This is a genomic window from Pedobacter ginsengisoli (assembly GCF_030244015.1).
Lineage (GTDB): Bacteria > Bacteroidota > Bacteroidia > Sphingobacteriales > Sphingobacteriaceae > Pedobacter > Pedobacter ginsengisoli.
The window spans coordinates 895,661-914,415 of record NZ_JASSYX010000002.1; the positions used below are offsets into that span (position 1 = coordinate 895,661).

The following is an 18,755-nucleotide window of genomic DNA, read 5'->3' on the forward strand; positions in this document are numbered from 1 at the left end:
GCCAGATGAACTATAGAGTATTAAGTGCTATTTTACTGGCAATATTTGTTTCGTTATCGGCGATAGCGCAAAACAAACGCATTTCAATCGGGGTAAAGGCACAGCCCATTAAAAAAGTACTGCAGCAGATCCAGGATGCAAGCGGATACAGTATTGTTTATAGTGATGATGTAGTTGCTGATTCTATCTATGTGAGTATAGATGCGAAACAGAAATCTGTTGCTGAAATATTGAATGAAACACTTCCTGATAAAAGGCTTTTTTATAAAATGATTTCTGAAAACCTGATTGTTATCGGTGGCAGGACATTGCGTGCAGCTGACCGGAAAAGCGCGGGTTCTGTTTTGGTACAGGGCCGGCTGACGGACGAGTCAGATAAGCCGGTATCATTTGCGTCGATCGGACTATTAAAAGACAAGACTTACCTGAGCGGGAGCACAAGTGATGAAAACGGTTATTTCCAGGTTAGTTATGCCTTTGAAAATGCTGTCGGGTATGAAATCAGAGTGTCGGGCCTTGGTTATAAGGAGCTGAGCGTCCCGTTTGTCTATCCGGATACTTCGGCTTTAAAGCACCTGGTTATGAAACAGGAGGAACGGACATTGGCTACTGTAAATGTCACTGCCACACGGCCGGCAATAGAGCGTAAGGCAGACAGGTTCATTGTAAATGTTGAGGGCAGTTCGCTGGCCAATGGATTTAACGGACTGGAAGTTTTGCAGAAATCGCCGGGCGTATGGGTGGGCAGCGACGGTTCGATCACTTTAAAAGGAAACCAGTCTGTTATGGTGATGATCAATGATGTAGTGCAGCGCATGTCATCCGGCGATCTGGCGGAGTTTCTCCGTAATCTCCGCTCTGAGGATATCAGCAAGATTGAGATCATTTCCAATCCTCCCTCAGAGTTTGAAGCGGCGGGGTCTGGCGGGATCATTCATATTGTCCTGAAGAAATCCCGGCAGGATGGCCTGATCGGTTCTGTATCAGTACAATACCGGCAGCAGGAAAAACAGCCTGCTTATGGTACCAACATGTCACTCAATTACAAATACAAAAGTCTTTATCTTTTTGGAAGCCTTTCTCTCGGTAAGGAGAAGAGTGATTATATAGCCACTAATGACATTACCTATCCGGACCAGAGCTTTTATTCGAGCCATACCACCAGGTTCAATGACAATTCCAGGGAGTTTTACAGGCTTGGTGTGGCTTATGACCTGTCAAAAAACCAGTCGCTGACTTTGCAGACGATAGAGACAGAAGGGGAACTCAACCAATATTTTGATACAGAAATTGATTTTACCAGGAGCAGCCGGCCTTTGACGGGATCTGCCAGGTCGGAGTGGTTCAGGAAACCGTATCAGGGGAGCACGACTTTGAATTATGTTCTTAAACTGGATAGCCTGGGGTCTGGTTTAAAGGTTATTGGTGATTATGTCCGGAATACAAAGACTGAACTCAATGATTTTTATTCCCGGTATACGGTTTCTGAAAAGAATTCAACCTTTCGCAATAACACGCCGAATAGCACTAATCTGTACAGTGTGCAGACCGATTTTACAAAAGTGCTTCCCCGTGATCTTGAATTTAAGGCGGGGCTCAAATTTGTTTCTACTGAACGTGACAACGAGGTGCTGAACGAGGACCTCATTGGAACAGAGTGGGTTGTGAATAAGCAGCTGAGCAACCATTTTATCTACTCGGAATATCTTTCTATGGCATATGCTTCGATCAATAAGATAAAGGGGAAAACGAATATCAAATTGGGACTTAGGGCAGAACAGACACGTATGAACGGTGAATCCATTACTTCCGGGGAGCGGTTCAGCAGAAATTATATTGGATTATTTCCCTCACTTTTTATCACGCAGCAGCTGGATGAGGAGAAGAAGAACTCCCTTTATTTCAGTTATTCCCGCAGGCTGCAGCGCCCTTCTTTTGCAGACCTGAACCCTTACAGGCTGCAGTTTGACAACTACCTGACCCAGCTTGGAAATCCGGACCTGCTGCCTGAATATACCCACAAAATAGAATTGGGAAGCTTGTTCTGGAAGGGGTTTTCTGCAGAAATCTATTATTCACTCACTACCGATAAAATTGCGCAGCTGGCAAGCCCTGTTTCGGATAATATCATTGAGTACCAGACCCGGAACTTCAGCAACAGCTATGAGTATGGTTTTTCGGTGGATGCGCCTGTTAAGGTCAATGCCTGGTGGACGGTGCGCAACGGGCTGGCTTTGTACAATCTTGCGTACCGGCTGGATACTTTCAGGATCAGGCAAACGAGTTTGTATTTAAGGTCTGCGCACGATTTCAGTTTTAAAGGTCTTTTTGATATCGATGTTTCTCTGGATTATACTTCGCCATATGTCACTGCCAATACCCATCACGCAGACCGTTTTATAACGGATATTGGTATGTCTAAAAGACTGCTCAGCAAAACCCTTCAGCTGCGTCTGTATGCCAGCGATGTGTTTAATACATTCAGGGAAAAGAATTATACTACTTATAACAGCACGCGTATCGACTTTTATCAGAAGCGGCCGACCCGAACATTCAGCCTGACAGTGAGTTATAGCTTTAGTTCCGGTAAGAAATTCAGCAACAAGAAAATCGAGCTGAGTAACGAGGAAGAAAAACGCAGGTTAGGGAACTAAGTGACTTTCTGCTTCTGCGATCAGGGCAGCCGGAGTCGGTTGTTCTGCAACTGGAAAGGCCTGATCAGCATGGTTTTGAGAATCCGAAGTATTCAAACAATCTTTTAATTGAGTCCGCAAAAGGTTATGTTTGTATATATCAATAAACTGCATGGATTTGGACAAAGAGGAATTTAAAAGAACGATACAGAATGGTGAAATTCCAGTGGGATTGCCTTTATTTATACAGGCTTTGTGGCATGATGGAAAAGGAAACTGGGCAAGGGCGCATTCGCTGATCGATCATCTTGATGACGCGCAGTCTGCCCACGTACATGCTTATCTGCACCGTAAGGAAGGTGACATCTGGAATGCCGATTACTGGTATCGCCGGGCCGGCAGGAAAAGACCTGACAACACGCTGGAAGCAGAATGGGAAGATCTGCTTTCCTTATATCTCTGAGCCCATGAATAAAATCTATCCCCTGGGAGATTCGGCTATAGTGCTGGAATTCGGACAGGAAATCAGCGAAGAAACGCATCAGCTAATTCATACGGTATGTTTGTTTTTGGATGAATACTCATTTGAAGGCTTTATTGAATATGTGCCCGCATTCACCACGGTAACCATTTTTTATGATCCGCTGGTTTCAGATTATCAGGCAACAGAATCTCTGCTACAGGAGATGCTGGAGGAGATCGCGGAGACGGGAGCTGAGGAAGATACTGCTGTCACTGTAGAAATTCCGGTTTTGTATGGCGGACCTGATCTTTCATTTGTGGCCGCACATGCTGGTTTGACAGAGGAAGAAGTGATCAATTTGCATACTTCAGGTGAATACCTGGTGCATATGATCGGATTTGCGCCGGGCTTTCCCTACCTGGGTGGACTGAATGAAAAGATCGCTGTACCGCGGAAGCAAACACCACGCAACAGTGTGCCTGCCGGGTCGGTGGGCATCGCAGGCCAGCAAACAGGGATATATTCCATAGAGACACCCGGAGGCTGGCAGATCATCGGGCAGACGCCCTTGGACCTGTTTGATGCGGAACGTGAACAGCCTTCATTGCTCAGAGCGGGAAATAAGGTTCGTTTTGTAGCGATTGACGCGCTGGAGTTTCAAATGCTGAAAGGAGAAGTTGATGGGTATTAAGATCATAAAAGCGGGTTTACAAACAACCGTACAGGATCTCGGAAGAACCGGATACAGGAAAGATGGCATCATTGTAAGCGGCGCTATGGATACCCTTGCCTTGCAGATAGGAAATTTACTGCTGGGAAATGAAATGGGCGAGGCAGGTTTGGAATGCACACTGCCGGGCCCTAAAATATTGTTTGAGACTGCCCAGCTGGTTGCACTGACCGGTGGGGACATGAGCCCTCTTGTAGATGGGCTGACTGTAAAGATGTGGAGGCCCGTGTATGTGAAAAAAGGTTCGGTTTTGAGCTTTGGCGCTGCGGTACAAGGTTGCAGAACCTACCTTACTGTATTTGGTGGTTTTAAGCTGCATGCAGTATTGGGCAGCTATTCTACCTTTTTAAAGGCTGGGTTTGGCGGTTATAAGGGGCAGGCATTAAAAAATGAAGATACATTGTCTTTTAACAGGATCTATAAGGGTACTGAAAAGCTGTTCAACTGGTCGCTCGACCTGAAACTTTATCCTGAACTTGATGGTGAAATGATCAGGGTATTAAAAGGGCCTGAATATCATTTGTTTACGGAGCAAAGTCTGGCCTTGCTGGAGGAGGAAAAATACCAGATCACTAATGACGCGGACCGGATGGGCTATAGACTGCAGGGCGCCGCGCTGCGAATGACCGAAGCCAAAGAAATGCTTTCATCGGCTGTTTGTTTTGGAACGGTACAGGTCACTCCGGACGGCTCAGCAATCATTTTAATGGCAGATCATCAAACAACAGGGGGCTATCCGCGTGTTTTACAGGTAATCACTGCTGATCTGACCAGGCTGGCGCAAATGAAAAGCGGACAACAGATCCGGTTCAGATTGGTTACTTTAGCAGAAGCCAGAGCGGCTTTGCTGCTTAGGGAAAAGCAGATTAAACAATTGAAGCAGGCAATAACATTTAAATACATATAGATCATGGGAAATACAGCAGCTACTGTCGATCTGAATTGTGACATGGGTGAAAGTTTTGGGGTTTATACGATTGGCAGCGATGAGGCCATTTTCCCTTACGTTACATCAGCCAATATCGCCTGCGGATTTCATGCGGGTGATGCCGCTGTAATGAAGAAAACGGTCCGGCTGGCCTTAAAATATGGTGTGGCAATAGGTGCACATCCCGGATTACCTGATCTCCAGGGTTTTGGCAGAAGAACGATGGCGATCAGTGCGGAGGAGGCTTATGATATGATGGTCTACCAGATCGGAGCGCTTTATGCTTTCGCAAAATCTGAAGGGGGATCTTTAAATCATGTGAAACCTCATGGAGCACTCTACAATATGGCAGCTGAAAATGCCGGTCTTGCAGAGGCCATCGCAGAAGCGGTTTATAAAGTGGATCCGCTGTTAATTTTGTACGGGTTGTCGGGCAGTGAGCTGATAAATGCAGGATCCAAAATTGGTTTAAAAGTAGCCAACGAAGTATTTGCCGACAGGAGCTACCAGGATAATGGCAAACTGACATCACGTAACCTGGCCAATGCGCTGATCACTGATGAAGATCTTGCGGTTGCGCGATCGCTCCGGATGGTGAGGGAAGGGCTGGTCACCACGGTGAATGGTTCTGAAATAGCGAAGCAGGCTGATACCATATGCCTGCATGGTGATGGAAAGCATGCGGTGGAATTTGCCGCCAGGCTTCATACGGTGTTTAAAGAAGCGAATATAGGATTGAAAGCATTGTCTCATCATATGCCTCAATGAAGAAAACCATAAACCGGGGTTGCCTGGTTTGGGTAGATTTTATATATAGAAGAGCCTGCCATTACATTCAATAAGGCAGGCTCTTTATCTTTAATTTTATCCTCTTGGCCTGATGATACGTTCAATACCAGGGTCTCTTCTTTCACTTCTGTATTGATAGCGCGATCTGTCTCTCCTGTCATCGCGGTGACGGTAGTGGTGTTTCGGAGCACCGTAGTATTTTACTTTATGGCCTTTGTAACGTTTGTAGTGTCTTGGTGCGCTGTAATAAACCGGCGCCGGACGGTAATGTCTGCGTACTGAAACATAGCGCGGGGCCGGGGCATAATACCGTGTAACAACCGGCCTGTATGCTACTTCCTCGTAATATACCGGGGCCCATCTTGGCTGGGAACCGATACTGACATTGATACTGACCTGGGCGTGTGCTGTTGTTGCTATTGCTGATGCGAATCCGAGCATCGCCAATAAAATTAATCTTTTCATAGAATTAACGGTTTTAGTGTTTGTGTGTTGTAATATTAATTTTCAAAACTTGTGCCACAAGTATAATTATGGCTACAATCATGTGTTAATAACGCATAAATGGTTATGTTTGTATCCTTGAATCAACTTTAGTAAGTAACATTATTGCCTATAAATGAGTACGAAGACAGCAGTTTCTGCATCAGCATATGAATTGGTATCTGGTTTGGAAATCCACGTACAGTTAAATACAAAATCAAAAATATTCTCGGCAGACAGTGCTGCATTTGGTGCGAAACCCAATGAGCATATTTCTGCAGTCTCACTGGCTTTGCCGGGCGCACTGCCTAAGTTGAACAAAGAAGTCGTCGCCAAGGCTGTTCGTATGGGCCTGGCACTGAATTGCACTATAAATCAGGTCAATTACTTTGACAGAAAGAATTATTTCTATGCAGATCTTCCAAAAGGGTACCAGATCACGCAGGACAATAAGCCGATCTGCCAGAATGGTTTTCTGAACGTAACGCTGAGCAATGGTGAAGAAAAGCGTATCGGCATCAACCGGATCCATTTGGAAGAGGATGCCGGTAAGAGCCTGCACGATCAGGATGACCTGTACTCCTATGTTGATCTGAACAGGGCAGGAGTGCCTTTGATTGAGATTGTTACCGAACCTGATATCCGCAGTTCTGAAGAAGCGTCGGCTTTGCTGACTGAAATGAGAAAGCTCGTTCGCTTTCTGGATGTGAGTGACGGCAATATGGAGGAGGGCAGTTTGCGCTGCGATGCCAACATATCTATCCGTAAAAAGGGTACACTGGAATATGGCACCCGCTGTGAGGTGAAAAATCTGAACTCGATCAGAAACGTACGCAGGGCAATGGACTTTGAATTTGGCAGACAGCAGGAAGTTCTGGAAAATGGCGGAAAGATTGTGCAAAGCACATTGAACTTTGATGCCGAACAGGGCACAACATCGCCCATGAGAAGTAAAGAGGAAGCAAATGATTACCGCTACTTTCCCGATCCCGACCTGGCGCCTGTACACATCTCCGATGAATGGCTGGCACAGCTGAAATTTGATATGCCTGCGTTGCCCGCTGAGATCTGTAAACAACTGGTGCATGATTATGATGTAAATGTTGCAGATGCTACATTAATTGCTGAAGACCATGATCTGCTGGCCTTTTTTACAGCGGCTTTGCTGAATGTAAATAATCCCAAAAGCCTGGTAAACTGGCTGACGGGCGCGGTGAGGGCTTTGCTGAATGAACGAAACATAACGATCGCAGAATTTAAAGTAAGCCCCGGACAGCTTGCAGATGTGATCAACCTGGTGGATGATAAAATGTTGACCCAGCAGATCGCATTACAACAATTGCTGCCCGCTTTATTGAGCCAAAAAGATACTGAACCTGTGGATGTACAGCAGCTTGCAGCAGATTTAAACCTGCTGATCGTGGACAATGGCGACGAACTCGTTAAATTTGTAGAGGAAGTGTTGTCCAGATATGAACAGCAGGCGCTGGCTTATAAAAAAGGAAAAAAAGGAGTGCTGGGCCTTTTTGTCGGCGAAGTCATGAAACTGGCAAAAGGGAAAGCCAATCCCCAGAAAATAAATGAATTGGTACAAGAGAAATTAAAATAAGAATAAGAAATAAACAAGCGTTATGAAGAGATTAGTCTATGTGTTGATAATGATCAGCGTTGCTTTTGCATCATGTAAAGACAAAAGTAAATTTGTGATCAGCGGAGAATTTAAAAATGCCGAGCCGAAAAGCAAAGTTTATCTGTACGCTGTACAGCAAAACAACCAGTCGCCGCTTGATTCTACAGTTTTCTCAGAAAAAGGAGAGTTTAAATTTAGCCACAGTACTGAAGGTGTGGAGTTCTTCAAGATTGCTGCGGGCCATAGCGAATATGTGATCATTGCGGAAAATGGAGATGGCGTTAAGATCAGTGCTGATCTTACTGATAAAATGCTGACATACAACATTTCAGGGGGGAAGGAAGCTGATAAACTGCAGGAATTAAATACCTCAAAAAATGCTTATTTAGGCAGAATGGCGGCCATACAGGCCCAATTTGATGAAGCCGTGTCGAAGCAGCCTGACCAGCGCGAAACGATCATGCAGCAGATTGCTCCTAAATACAACGCAGAGTTGGCGGGACTAAATGCTGCGGTGCTTAAGTTTGCCAATGAAAATACAGAATCACTGGCCGGTTTTTACGCCATAAATATGCTGAACCCGGCTGAATATGAAAAGGAGATGGTTGCTTTCGCAGGAAAGATCAGCGGAGACCTGAAAAAAAACAAGACCGTAACTGAGTTTGTTGACAAGATGGCCAGCCTGCAAACGGTACAGGTAGGGCATCCGGCTCCGGATTTTACGGTTCCGGGATTGAATGGACAATCTGTAAAGCGGGATGATTTTAAAGGAAAGTATGTATTGATCGATTTTTGGGCTTCCTGGTGTGCACCTTGCAGACAGGAAAATCCAAATGTGGTCAAAGCCTACAATGCCTATAAGGACAAGAATTTTACCATACTTGGTGTCTCACTGGATAAAGATGCGACAGCCTGGAAAAAGGCTATTGCTGAAGATCAGCTGACCTGGAACCATGCAGGAGAACTGAAGGATTTCGAAGGAGATATGGTCAGAAAGTATCATATCGAAGCCATTCCAAGTAATTTTCTGCTTGACCCTAATGGTATGATCGTAGCTAAAAATCTTAGGGGTGAGGACCTTGAAGCTTTCTTAAGTAAAACTTTACGCTAAGCCTAAATTCATGTTAATATATAAGTAGGTATTAACAATTTGTTAACATGTGTTTAACGCTATATTATAATTGATTACCTATTTTCGTAACAAATAATTAAAGCTATGAGCGCTGTAAAACAAAAGATACTGATTGTAGATGATGAACCGGATATTTTAGAGTTAATTGAATATAACCTAAAGAAAGAAGGGTATCAGGTTTTTCTTGCCAATAATGGACAGGAAGGGATCACAGTTGCTAAGAAAGTTCATCCTGATTTAATCATCCTGGATATCATGATGCCCAAAATGGACGGGATAGAGGCTTGTCGCCTAATGAGGGCAATTCCTGAGTTTAAAAGCACGTTCATGGTGTTTTTGACGGCAAGGAGCGAAGAGTATTCTGAAATAGCCGGGTTTAATGTAGGTGCTGATGATTATATAGCTAAGCCTATAAAGCCACGGGCACTTGTCAGCAGGATCAATGCCATATTGAGAAGAAATTCCAGTACTGATGAAGTTTCTGATAATAAAGTGGAAATTGGCGACCTGGTGATCGACAGGGAAGCTTACCTGGTTTATCAGGACGGTAAAAAGGTTGTTCTCGCTAAAAAAGAATTTGAATTGTTATACCTGCTGGCTTCGAAACCGGGAAAAGTGTATACCAGGGAATCTATCTTAAAGAACATTTGGGAGGATTCAGTCGTAGTGACCAATCGTACTATTGATGTGCACATCCGCAAACTCCGTGAAAAACTGGGAGAAACTTATGTGGCTACCGTAAAGGGTGTGGGCTATAAATTCGAACTTTCGTAACCTCATATATGGGCTCACGGTAATTTATTTGTATTTTTGCGCTTTACGTAAAATTACCGAGTGAAATATCCTTCCTTTAAAGACCTGATCCTTTTCGAAAACGATGACTATATCGTTGTAAACAAGCCTCCTTTTGTAGCCTCTCTGGATGAGCGCGGTGGTTCCGGTGAAGTAAATATTCTGCGCCTGGCCAAACAATATGCCGACGATGCGCAGGTAGCACACCGTCTGGATAAGGAGACCTCCGGTGCCATGATCATCGCCAAAACGCCTGAAGCTTATCGTCATGTATCCATACAATTTGAAAAGCGCAGGGTCAACAAGGTTTATCATGCTGTCGTGGACGGACAATTCGTTTTCAAGGACCTGTTTATTGACCTTCCAATTCTCAATGACGGCAATAAAAGTGTAACGATAGACAGAAAAGAAGGTAAACGTGCGGAAACTTATTTCAATACCCTAAAGAATTACAGACATTATACTTTGATGGAATGTAAGCCTGTAACCGGCCGCATGCACCAGATCAGGATTCACCTCGCCACCCAGCGCGCCGCTATCGTCGGCGATCACATGTATAAAGGCAAGCCAGTGTTTCTTTCCGGTATAAAGAAAGGCTACCGTATTGCCAAAGACGATGAAGAACAGCCCATCATGAAGCGGTTTGCCCTGCATGCCAGGTTCGTTACTTTCAAAGGCCTGGATGATAAAGACATATTCATCGACGCACCATATCCAAAAGACTTTGCCACGCTGATCAAGCTGCTGGATAAGTTTGACGCTTAACGCAAACGGTTGCGCAACGTTTGCGTATGAACTGTGTACTATTATTTAATAGTTTTACTTTAAGCACAAAAACCCGAATTGAGAATATTTAATAGACATTTGAACTGCTGATCGGGGGGTCGGCAGATTTAATCACTGTTGCTGATAACAATTAAATGTTTGAGATGAGTACACTTTTATACACCGATGATGAAGACGTCCTGATTTCATTTCAGCAGGGAGATGACAGTGCATATGAAATCATTTATGACAGATACTGGGCACTTCTTTATCGCCATGCAAGAAAGATGCTTCAGAATGATGAAGAAGCAAAAGATGTGGTACAGGAGGTATTCATGGTGTTGTGGACCAAATTAAGCACCTCAGGTATCACTCAGCCACTTGCGGCATTCCTCTATACAGCTACCCGCAATAAGGTGCTGGATTATATTAAACATTCCAAAGTGAAAGCCAAATACCTTGCAAGTCTGCAGCATGAAATGGAAAGTCAGCTTCAGCCCCCTGATGGCCTGGTACGTGAGCGGCAACTAGCCCGGCAAATTGAATCCGAAATCCAGTTCCTGCCTCCTAAAATGCGGGAGATCTTTGTGATGAGCCGCAGGGAATATAAATCCTATAAAGAGATTTCGGAATACCTTCAGATATCAGATAAAACGGTCAAAAAGCAAGTGAGCAATGCCCTGCACATTCTCAAAGCAAGACTGGGAGCATTTTTATTTTAATTTTATTCAATTTCATCTACTCCCTGGGCTAAGCTAAGTCGTTATACCCATAATTAAGCCTAAAAAGGGCTCATATAAAATGGAAGACTTTAACGCTGCGCAGGAAGAACTGCTTGATAAATATAAAAAAGGGATCTGTACACCTCAGGAGAAGGCTGCTGTAGAAAACTGGTACAATCAGCAGTCGGAAATGACCTCAGATGATCTTGATGAACCCGACTATGACCAAACCCGAAAAGAAATATGGACTGCGCTCCAGTCCAGGAGAATTAAGGCGCTAAACGAAAACAAAGACAAATCAGTTATCGGGTTAAAAAGACATTATCTAAGTATTGCCGCCTCTCTCCTTATTGTCGTGGCAGCCGGATTGTTCTTCCTGATGTATAAAAGACAGGAGCAGCCTCTCAAAACAAGTGAACAGGCCAGCATAGCCAGGCCTGGCGGAAATAAGGCATACCTAACACTGTCCAACGGAAAACGGATCGTCTTAAATGATACCCTGAGCGGTACACTGGCCGTTCATGCCGGTGTAAAGATCACCAAAACCGCGAACGGACAGATTGCCTGTGAAGTGATTCCGGGAAAAGCAGGTGACCCGCTCAAATACAATACACTTGAAGCTCCTAAAGGCGGGCAATACCAGATCACACTCGTAGACGGAACCAAAATCTGGTTAAATGCTGCTTCAGTTCTAAGATATCCGTCTCAATTTGCGGGAAAGGAAAGAAAGGTAGAACTCACAGGGGAAGCCTATTTCGAAGTGGCTAAGTCCAAAACCAAGTCTTTTGTGGTTGTTTCCAAACAGCAGGAAGTACAAGTCCTTGGTACCCATTTTAACATCAATGCTTATGAGGACGAAGCGGGTATTAAGACCACTCTTGTTGAAGGCAGTGTTAAGATAACCGCTTCCTCCTCCTCTCAAAAACGCGAAGCAGCGATGGAACTGGATGATGTAATTCTAAAACCGGGTCAGCAATCAACTGTAAAAGACAACAGAATCAACATTAAAGAGGTTGATACAGAAGAAGCCATCGCCTGGAAAAACGGCTATTTTACCTTTGAAAATGATAATCTGGAAATGATCATGCGTAAGCTGGAGCGCTGGTACGACGTAGAAGTCACCTACACAGGCCGGATCAGCAATAAAGTAAAAGTAATGGGTTCCATTTCCAGAAATACTGAATTGCCCGAACTGCTGAAAATGCTCGAAAGCACTGATAAATTCAAATTTAAAACAGAAGGAAGGAGGATCACTGTTATGCTGTAAACTCTACTTACCGGTATCTAAAGTATGGCCCGGGAAGCCTTGCTAAAGAACCAGGAGTGTTCGCGCACCCCTGGTCAAAGAAGTTTGGATTACCTATCAAAATTTTGAATCAACAAAACCAATTAATCGAACCTGAATACCAAAGCGTTTGCAGCGCAATGGTAATCAACAACCAAACCAATTCAAATGTATGAAAATTTATCTCTCTGATTCGTATGGGGCTTTCTGTATGAATAAGAAAATCTTATTAATCATGAAGTTGACAGTTATTTTAATCATATCAGCGCTGCTACAGGTAAATGCTGCCAGTTTAGCGCAGAATAAGATTACGCTCAATGTAAAGAATGAATCGCTGGACAAAGTGCTAAAGTCCATCAGAAAACAGACTGGATATAACATCATTATCATATCGACCAATATGGATAATGCAAAACCTGTTCATGTAAATTTAAAGGAGGCAAGCCTCCAAACTGCACTCAACAGCGTGCTGACCAACACTGGATTGACCTATGCCATAGATGGTAAATCCATAGTGGTCAAGGAAATTAAGGACAATCCTGTAACCGCAAAGCCGCAACAGGCCCTCAGGTTTATGAAGGTATCCGGTGTGGTAAAAGATGAGCTGGCTATGCCCATACCTGGAGTAAGCGTGAAGGTGACTGGTGAACAGCGCAATGCAGTTACGAACGGCAATGGTAAGTACACCATTGAAGTCGAGCCTACTGACTCACTCGAATTTAGCTATGTAGGTTATAAAAAGCAGGTCATCCCGGTGCGAAATAGGGTAGACATTAATGTCATACTTGTGCCAGACGAAGGCAGTCTTGATGAGGTAGCCATCGTAGGGTTTGGTAAACAAAAGAAAGCGAGTCTGGTGGGTGCACAGGTCACCATAAGGCCGGAGGAATTAAAACTTCCCGTAAGGGACCTGACATCCGCAATAGCCGGCCGCCTGGCAGGGGTTGTGGCCTATCAGCGAGGAGGTGCACCAGGTTCAGATGCTGCAGATATATTTATCCGCGGCATAGGAACATTTTCTTCCAGTCCGCAAACGCCGCTATTGGTGGTAGATGGGGTGCCGGACAGGTCTATCAATAACATAGATCCTGAGGACATTGAAAGTTTCACTGTACTAAAGGACGCGTCTGCAACAGCGGTATATGGTACCAGAGGTGCAAACGGGGTAATCATCATCATTACCAAACAAGGCAAATCAGGAAAGCCCACAATCAATGCGGAAATCAATCAGGGCACCAGTAAATTCACTGAGCTTCCCAAGTTCCTGGACGGACCGTCATTCATGACTTTGTACAATGAGGGACTTACCATGCGTGGCAGGACGCCACTGTATACCGAAGAGCGGATTGCAAAGCATATTTCCGGCGAGGATCCGGACATTTATCCAAATGTAGACTGGTATGGTACATTGTTCAATAAATATGGAAATAACAACCGTGCTACTTTAAATGTGCGGGGTGGTTCAGACAATGCGACTTATTATATTTCTGCCGGTTATTATGGCGAGGTGGGGATGTTCAAGCGCGATGAGGTTCAGTCCTACAATTCCACACTTAAAATGGATAGGTTCAGTTTTACCAGTAATGTAGGCGTAAACATCACCAAAACTACCAAGCTGGATCTTGGTGTTAACGGCTTTATCACTAACATTAACCAGCCTGGTTATGGTGTAAATGAGCTTTTTGCACTTGCTACCAGCTCTGCTCCGCACATCATCCCTACCCGTTACTCCAACGGGCAATGGCCGCAGTTGCCTGGTACACTTCCCAGTCCGCTGATGGCGCTTACACAGTCGGGCGTAACGACAACCTACAACAATACCGTCCGCTCCAACCTGAAAGTTGCTCAGGAGCTGAATATGATTACCAAGGGTCTGAATTTCTCCGCATTGTTTGCATTTGACGTAAACGTAAACAACAACCTGAACCGTACCAGAACTGTGCAGACCTATTTTGGCAATACCAGGGATACAGAAGGAAATCTGATCACTGCCATCAGTACTGCAGGTACCAATGATCTTGGCTATGGTTATACCAGGTATGGTGACAGGCGTTTTTACAGTGAAGCAGCATTAAACTATTCCAGGAAATTTGGTGATCATGACGTGTCCGGACTTGCTTTATTCAATCAGTCGGATTACAGCGATGCAACAGCGCGTGTGACCAGTTATAAAGGTGCTATTCCATACCGTCAGCGTAATTTTGTTGGCCGTGCTACTTACGGCTACAAAGACCGTTATTTTGTAGAAGGAAACTTCTCCTACTCGGGATCTGACAACTTCGTCCCAAGCAAGCGTTATGGACTTTTCCCGTCTATAGGGGCGGGCTGGATTGTGTCCAAAGAATCCTTCTTTGAGCCGGTTAAAGATGTAATTTCTCATTTTAAACTTCGTTACACCTACGGTGTATCCGGAAATTCGTCAAATAATATAAACACCCCTGACCTTAGGTTTTTGTACCTGACCACTATCGGAACCGGATATGGTTATACATTTGGTGAACCGGGATCCACAAGAAGCTACGATGGATACGGTGAAAGCCGCATCGGAGGTGATGTTAAATGGGAAAGCTCTTACAGGCAAAATCTTGGTATAGAACTTAATTTCCTTAAAGACGACCTGCAGTTTATTATTGAGTTATTTAAGGAAAGGCGTGAAGGAATTCTTTTGCCGAACTATGTAATCCCTTACAATTCAGGATTTACCGTTGGTAATATTCCGTATAACAATATTGGTAAGACCCGGAACAAAGGTATAGATGCTACCATGAATTATACCAAAAATTTTGGCGATCAAAGCTTTTTCAGCTTCAGGGGAACATTCAATTATAATAAAAACTTAGCGGTATTTGACGGTTTGCCGCCATGGCGATATGATTATCTGAACCGCATTGGTCAGCCGATCAGCCAGCGCTTTGGTTATATAGCCACCGGTCTGTTCCAGACCCAGGAAGAAGTAGACAATGCAGCCGTTCAATCCGGTGATGTACGTCCGGGAGATATCCGGTACAAAGATCTGAACGGCGATGGTGTGATCAATTCCAATGACCAGACGGGTATAGGCTATGGGGCTGTACCGCGTATCGTATATGGCCTCAATTTTGGTGGTGGCTACAAGAAATTTGACATCAGTTTGTTCTTTCAGGGAGCAGCGCTGGTGGATTTCAACTACGCAGGGGGTTTTGGGACTACGCCATTTTCTCAGGGCCCGTCTTACGGCAATATGTACACCTCTGTTAATGACCGCTGGACGCCTGATAATCCGAATCCAAGGCCATTCTATCCGCGTCTTTCCACCAATCAGGACATCACTACCAACTACTATACCAGCACCTGGTGGGTACAGCGCGCCGATTATATCCGTTTAAAAAGTGCGGAACTGGGTTACAACTTTGACAATAAGTTCCTGTCCAAAGTGGCCATTAAACGCCTCAGGATATTTGCCAACGGTACCAACCTGCTGACTTTCTCTAAATGGAAATTGTGGGATCCTGAACTGGGAGATGGCCGTGGAGCTTCTTATCCAAACATCACCACATACAATATGGGTTTACGCGCTAACTTTCAATAAAATAAACCATGAAGACGAACAAAATATATCATAACATACTGGCAATTGCATTTTGTTTAGCGATGCTGCTGCCTGCGGGATGTAAAAAAGGTTTTTTTGATACCGTTCCGGACAACATTACCAAGGTAGAAGATATTTTTGCCAACAGGGGGCAAACTGAAAACTGGCTGGCAGGATTATACAGCATGGTTCCTGATCCCTGGAACCTGGATAATTTCGGATACATATTTCTCACCACCACCGATGAAGGTGATGCTTCGAACTGGAACACACCTGCGCTGGTGAGCGGGGCCATGTCGCCCAGCACTACACCTACAAAATTTGCAGCCTATTATGAGCGCATCCGTGCGGCGACTATCTTTTTGGAAAGAATAGATGGCAACCAGGAGATTCTGGCCTTGGTAAATGGTCCGGAACTGATCAAACAATATAAAGGTGAGGCCCGCTTCTTAAGAGCATATTATTACTGGCTCATGATGAAAGAAGTTGGTCCGGTTGTGATCATGCCACTAAAATCAATGGCTCCTGAAGATGACTTCCAGATTCCCAGAAGTTCATGGGACGAAAGCGTTGCGTTCGTATTGAGTGAAATCGCTGCAGCCAAAGCAGATCTGCCGCTGAACAATTTTGCTGTAGGCAGTTCCACTGATCTGGACATTGCACAGACCGGACGGATCAATAAGATCATCGCCACAGCTGTAGAATCTCAGATCTTGTTGTACCATGCCAGTCCATTGTACAATGGAAATTCAGAATTCTCTGATTTTAAGAACCTTGACGGTAAAGTATTGTTAAATCCAACTTACGATGCCACCCGATGGAAGAAAGCAGCAGATGCATCCAAAGCAGCAATTGATTTAGCAGAATCGCAAAACAAAGCCCTGTACAAGGTTAATGATGCAGACCCTTTTCGTGCAGCTTTCCTGTCATCCCGAAACCTTTACTGGGACGGATGGAAAACAGAGGGTATCTGGTTACGAACCGCCAGTGCGACCAGCGGATGGGAAATTCGAATTGCGCCGCGTTCTACACAAGGAACAGCATACAATGGAATAGGTGTGGTACAAAGCCTGGTAGATGATTTCAGGATGAGCGATGGCATGGCCATTACAGGCCACCCGGATTACAACGAAAATACATACAACAAACCAGCTACTCCATATTACGTAGCTGGTACGAATACGATGTACACCAACAGAGAAGCACGCTTTTATGCAGACATTACTTTCAACGGCTCGGTTAGTCCGGCGGTAGCAAAGACCGGTACCAACAACTCCAGGGTTGAGTTTTTCAATACCGGAACTTCAGGAAAAGCAGGGGCACCCCGTGACTGGCCCAAAACGGGATATGTTGTGCGAAAAAACCTGCACCCGACTTACAGTGTCAGCCCTGCGGTCAACGTTACCCGACCGGCCATGGTAATCAGACTTGCGGAATTGTATTTAAATTATGCAGAAGCATTAAATGAAGCAGAACCAGGCAATGCCGATGTATTAAAATATTTAAATGCAGTACGCAACAGGGGAGGACTTCCGTCCCTGAACTCTGGTTCACAGGACGATTTGCGCAAAGAAATACGCCTGGAAAGACGTATTGAACTTTGTTTCGAGATGGGTAACCGCTATTTTGACGTGCGCCGCTGGAAAATTGCCGATAAACCAGGATCCAATCAGGGGGGTGCATTTTATGGAATGAACATGGATGCTGGTACTTCACTTTCAGATCCTGCATATCATAAAAGAACTGCAGCCATCAACAGGGCACAATGGCAAAGACGCTACTACTTCATGCCTTATGGTCAGAACGAAGCTGACAGAAATAAAGTAATGGTTCAGTTTCCGGGGTATTAATCATTTATAAATATTTATATGAACATCATAAAACATAACCTGCTCCTTCTTTTCGCAATTGTATCGTTCACTGCCTGTGAAAGGAATACTTCCTACGAAAAGGAAACTGATTCCAAAGAAGGGGCGCAGATCTTTATTGCAAAAGCCAACAGAGGGATTCAGAATTTAACCATATTTCCTTATGCCGATACCGCACGTACTTTTACTTTTGGCGCGGGGATAGGTGCACTGGGGTATCCGGCCAACAATATCAACATCAAACTGGCCATAGATCATAAGGCGCTCGATAGTTTAAATGCGATCAGGGTAAATTCTGCGCTCGATCCGTATGAACTTTTTCCGGCCGATTCTTATGAAATCGACAAACTGAACCTGGTGATCCCTAAGGGGGGGATGTCATCTGATTTGGTATCAGTTAAGTACCACTCTACAAAATTTAATGCGGAAAAGAGTTATCTGCTACCGCTGAGCATTACAGAGGCATCTGGTTACGCACTCAATCCGACAGCAAAAACGATCTTTATTGTTGCACCGAAACTGGAAGAAATGCCGGCACCGACTGCAGGATGGGTGGCCTCGGCCTCAACCGAACAGCCTACCGGTGAGAATACCGGACTCGCTTCAGCAGTGTTGGATGGCAACCTATCAACGATCTGGCATTCGAGATATACCGCGCCACGCAGCAGCTTTCCGCACTGGCTAAGTTTCGATATGCAGACACCGATCTATGTCACGAAGATAGCTATGGCACCAAGGCAGAATAATGCCAACGGATTTACCAAATTTAAACTTGAGGGTTCGCTGGATGGGACTACCTGGTTTTCACTGGGTGATAACCTCGAGTTCAATCCCGGTTTGCTGAGTTATCAGGAATACCCGATCACCCGGCAATTTTTAAAGAACATCAGGATCACTATGCTTGAAGGCAAGCAGGATCTAACGTTCCTTGCTGAGTTTGTAGTTTATAAATACTAAGAGGCTATAG

At 44.7% G+C, this 18,755-nt stretch carries 15 protein-coding genes; 14 read left to right on the forward strand and 1 reads right to left on the reverse strand.

The window, feature by feature from the left end:
• Window positions 1-5 precede the first annotated feature (5 nt).
• From QEP08_RS10995 to QEP08_RS11015, 5 genes are all read left to right on the forward strand, one after another.
• Complete coding sequence (locus QEP08_RS10995) at window positions 6-2,654, forward strand: TonB-dependent receptor (protein ID WP_285057897.1); 2,649 nt, start codon at window positions 6-8, stop codon at window positions 2,652-2,654.
• A gap of 151 nt (window positions 2,655-2,805) precedes the next feature.
• Complete coding sequence (locus QEP08_RS11000) at window positions 2,806-3,096, forward strand: hypothetical protein (protein ID WP_285057899.1); 291 nt, start codon at window positions 2,806-2,808, stop codon at window positions 3,094-3,096.
• Window positions 3,097-3,100: 4 nt separating this feature from the next.
• Window positions 3,101-3,787 (forward strand): 5-oxoprolinase subunit PxpB, encoded by a 687-nt coding sequence (gene pxpB / locus QEP08_RS11005; RefSeq protein ID WP_285057901.1) that lies wholly within the window; start codon window positions 3,101-3,103, stop codon window positions 3,785-3,787.
• The gene (locus QEP08_RS11010) at window positions 3,777-4,733 is read left to right on the forward strand and encodes a 5-oxoprolinase subunit C family protein (RefSeq protein WP_285057903.1); all 957 of its coding nucleotides are present in this window, start codon (window positions 3,777-3,779) and stop codon (window positions 4,731-4,733) included. The genes pxpB and QEP08_RS11010 overlap by 11 nt, the downstream gene beginning before the upstream one ends.
• A gap of 3 nt (window positions 4,734-4,736) precedes the next feature.
• Window positions 4,737-5,522, forward strand: coding sequence for a LamB/YcsF family protein (locus QEP08_RS11015; protein ID WP_285057905.1), 786 nt, complete (start codon window positions 4,737-4,739; stop codon window positions 5,520-5,522).
• 96 nt (window positions 5,523-5,618) lie between these two features.
• Here the strand turns inward: QEP08_RS11015 and QEP08_RS11020 are convergent, their stop codons facing one another.
• Window positions 5,619-6,008, reverse strand: a complete 390-nt coding sequence (locus tag QEP08_RS11020) for a hypothetical protein (RefSeq protein ID WP_285057909.1) — start codon at window positions 6,006-6,008, stop codon at window positions 5,619-5,621.
• Window positions 6,009-6,162: 154 nt separating this feature from the next.
• Here QEP08_RS11020 and gatB point away from each other — a divergent pair, with 154 nt between their 5' ends.
• The 9 genes from gatB (at window position 6,163) to QEP08_RS11065 (ending at window position 18,745) form a co-directional block, all read left to right on the forward strand.
• Window positions 6,163-7,635 (forward strand): Asp-tRNA(Asn)/Glu-tRNA(Gln) amidotransferase subunit GatB, encoded by a 1,473-nt coding sequence (gene gatB / locus QEP08_RS11025; protein ID WP_285057911.1) that lies wholly within the window; start codon window positions 6,163-6,165, stop codon window positions 7,633-7,635.
• 22 nt (window positions 7,636-7,657) lie between these two features.
• On the forward strand, window positions 7,658-8,767 hold the full coding sequence (locus tag QEP08_RS11030; RefSeq protein WP_285057913.1) for a TlpA disulfide reductase family protein: 1,110 nt from the start codon (window positions 7,658-7,660) through the stop codon (window positions 8,765-8,767).
• A 105-nt stretch (window positions 8,768-8,872) separates the two neighbouring features.
• On the forward strand, window positions 8,873-9,562 hold the full coding sequence (locus QEP08_RS11035) for a response regulator transcription factor (protein ID WP_285057915.1): 690 nt from the start codon (window positions 8,873-8,875) through the stop codon (window positions 9,560-9,562).
• A 60-nt stretch (window positions 9,563-9,622) separates the two neighbouring features.
• Window positions 9,623-10,345 (forward strand): RluA family pseudouridine synthase, encoded by a 723-nt coding sequence (locus QEP08_RS11040; protein ID WP_285057918.1) that lies wholly within the window; start codon window positions 9,623-9,625, stop codon window positions 10,343-10,345.
• A 164-nt stretch (window positions 10,346-10,509) separates the two neighbouring features.
• Window positions 10,510-11,067, forward strand: a complete 558-nt coding sequence (locus tag QEP08_RS11045; protein ID WP_285057921.1) for an RNA polymerase sigma factor — start codon at window positions 10,510-10,512, stop codon at window positions 11,065-11,067.
• 79 nt (window positions 11,068-11,146) lie between these two features.
• Entirely contained in the window at window positions 11,147-12,334 is a 1,188-nt protein-coding gene (locus QEP08_RS11050) for a FecR family protein (protein ID WP_285057924.1), read from the forward strand.
• 253 nt (window positions 12,335-12,587) lie between these two features.
• The gene (locus QEP08_RS11055) at window positions 12,588-15,920 is read left to right on the forward strand and encodes a TonB-dependent receptor (protein WP_285057926.1); all 3,333 of its coding nucleotides are present in this window, start codon (window positions 12,588-12,590) and stop codon (window positions 15,918-15,920) included.
• 8 nt (window positions 15,921-15,928) lie between these two features.
• Window positions 15,929-17,770: a RagB/SusD family nutrient uptake outer membrane protein gene (locus QEP08_RS11060; protein ID WP_285057928.1), complete on the forward strand. Its 1,842-nt coding sequence runs from the start codon at window positions 15,929-15,931 to the stop codon at window positions 17,768-17,770.
• Window positions 17,771-17,788: 18 nt separating this feature from the next.
• Entirely contained in the window at window positions 17,789-18,745 is a 957-nt protein-coding gene (locus QEP08_RS11065; protein ID WP_285057930.1) for a BT_3987 domain-containing protein, read from the forward strand.
• Window positions 18,746-18,755: the final 10 nt, after the last annotated feature.

What these genes read in the sequence shown, in the direction of transcription:
- QEP08_RS10995 (WP_285057897.1), top strand. Translation starts at nt 6, where the DNA reads ATGAACTATAGAGTATTAAGTGCTATTTTACTGGCAATATTTGTTTCG.
- QEP08_RS11000 (WP_285057899.1), top strand. Translation starts at nt 2,806, where the DNA reads ATGGATTTGGACAAAGAGGAATTTAAAAGAACGATACAGAATGGTGAA.
- pxpB (WP_285057901.1), top strand. Translation starts at nt 3,101, where the DNA reads ATGAATAAAATCTATCCCCTGGGAGATTCGGCTATAGTGCTGGAATTC.
- QEP08_RS11010 (WP_285057903.1), top strand. Translation starts at nt 3,777, where the DNA reads ATGGGTATTAAGATCATAAAAGCGGGTTTACAAACAACCGTACAGGAT.
- QEP08_RS11015 (WP_285057905.1), top strand. Translation starts at nt 4,737, where the DNA reads ATGGGAAATACAGCAGCTACTGTCGATCTGAATTGTGACATGGGTGAA.
- QEP08_RS11020 (WP_285057909.1), bottom strand. Translation starts at nt 6,008, where the DNA reads ATGAAAAGATTAATTTTATTGGCGATGCTCGGATTCGCATCAGCAATA.
- gatB (WP_285057911.1), top strand. Translation starts at nt 6,163, where the DNA reads ATGAGTACGAAGACAGCAGTTTCTGCATCAGCATATGAATTGGTATCT.
- QEP08_RS11030 (WP_285057913.1), top strand. Translation starts at nt 7,658, where the DNA reads ATGAAGAGATTAGTCTATGTGTTGATAATGATCAGCGTTGCTTTTGCA.
- QEP08_RS11035 (WP_285057915.1), top strand. Translation starts at nt 8,873, where the DNA reads ATGAGCGCTGTAAAACAAAAGATACTGATTGTAGATGATGAACCGGAT.
- QEP08_RS11045 (WP_285057921.1), top strand. Translation starts at nt 10,510, where the DNA reads ATGAGTACACTTTTATACACCGATGATGAAGACGTCCTGATTTCATTT.
- QEP08_RS11050 (WP_285057924.1), top strand. Translation starts at nt 11,147, where the DNA reads ATGGAAGACTTTAACGCTGCGCAGGAAGAACTGCTTGATAAATATAAA.
- QEP08_RS11055 (WP_285057926.1), top strand. Translation starts at nt 12,588, where the DNA reads ATGAAGTTGACAGTTATTTTAATCATATCAGCGCTGCTACAGGTAAAT.
- QEP08_RS11060 (WP_285057928.1), top strand. Translation starts at nt 15,929, where the DNA reads ATGAAGACGAACAAAATATATCATAACATACTGGCAATTGCATTTTGT.
- QEP08_RS11065 (WP_285057930.1), top strand. Translation starts at nt 17,789, where the DNA reads ATGAACATCATAAAACATAACCTGCTCCTTCTTTTCGCAATTGTATCG.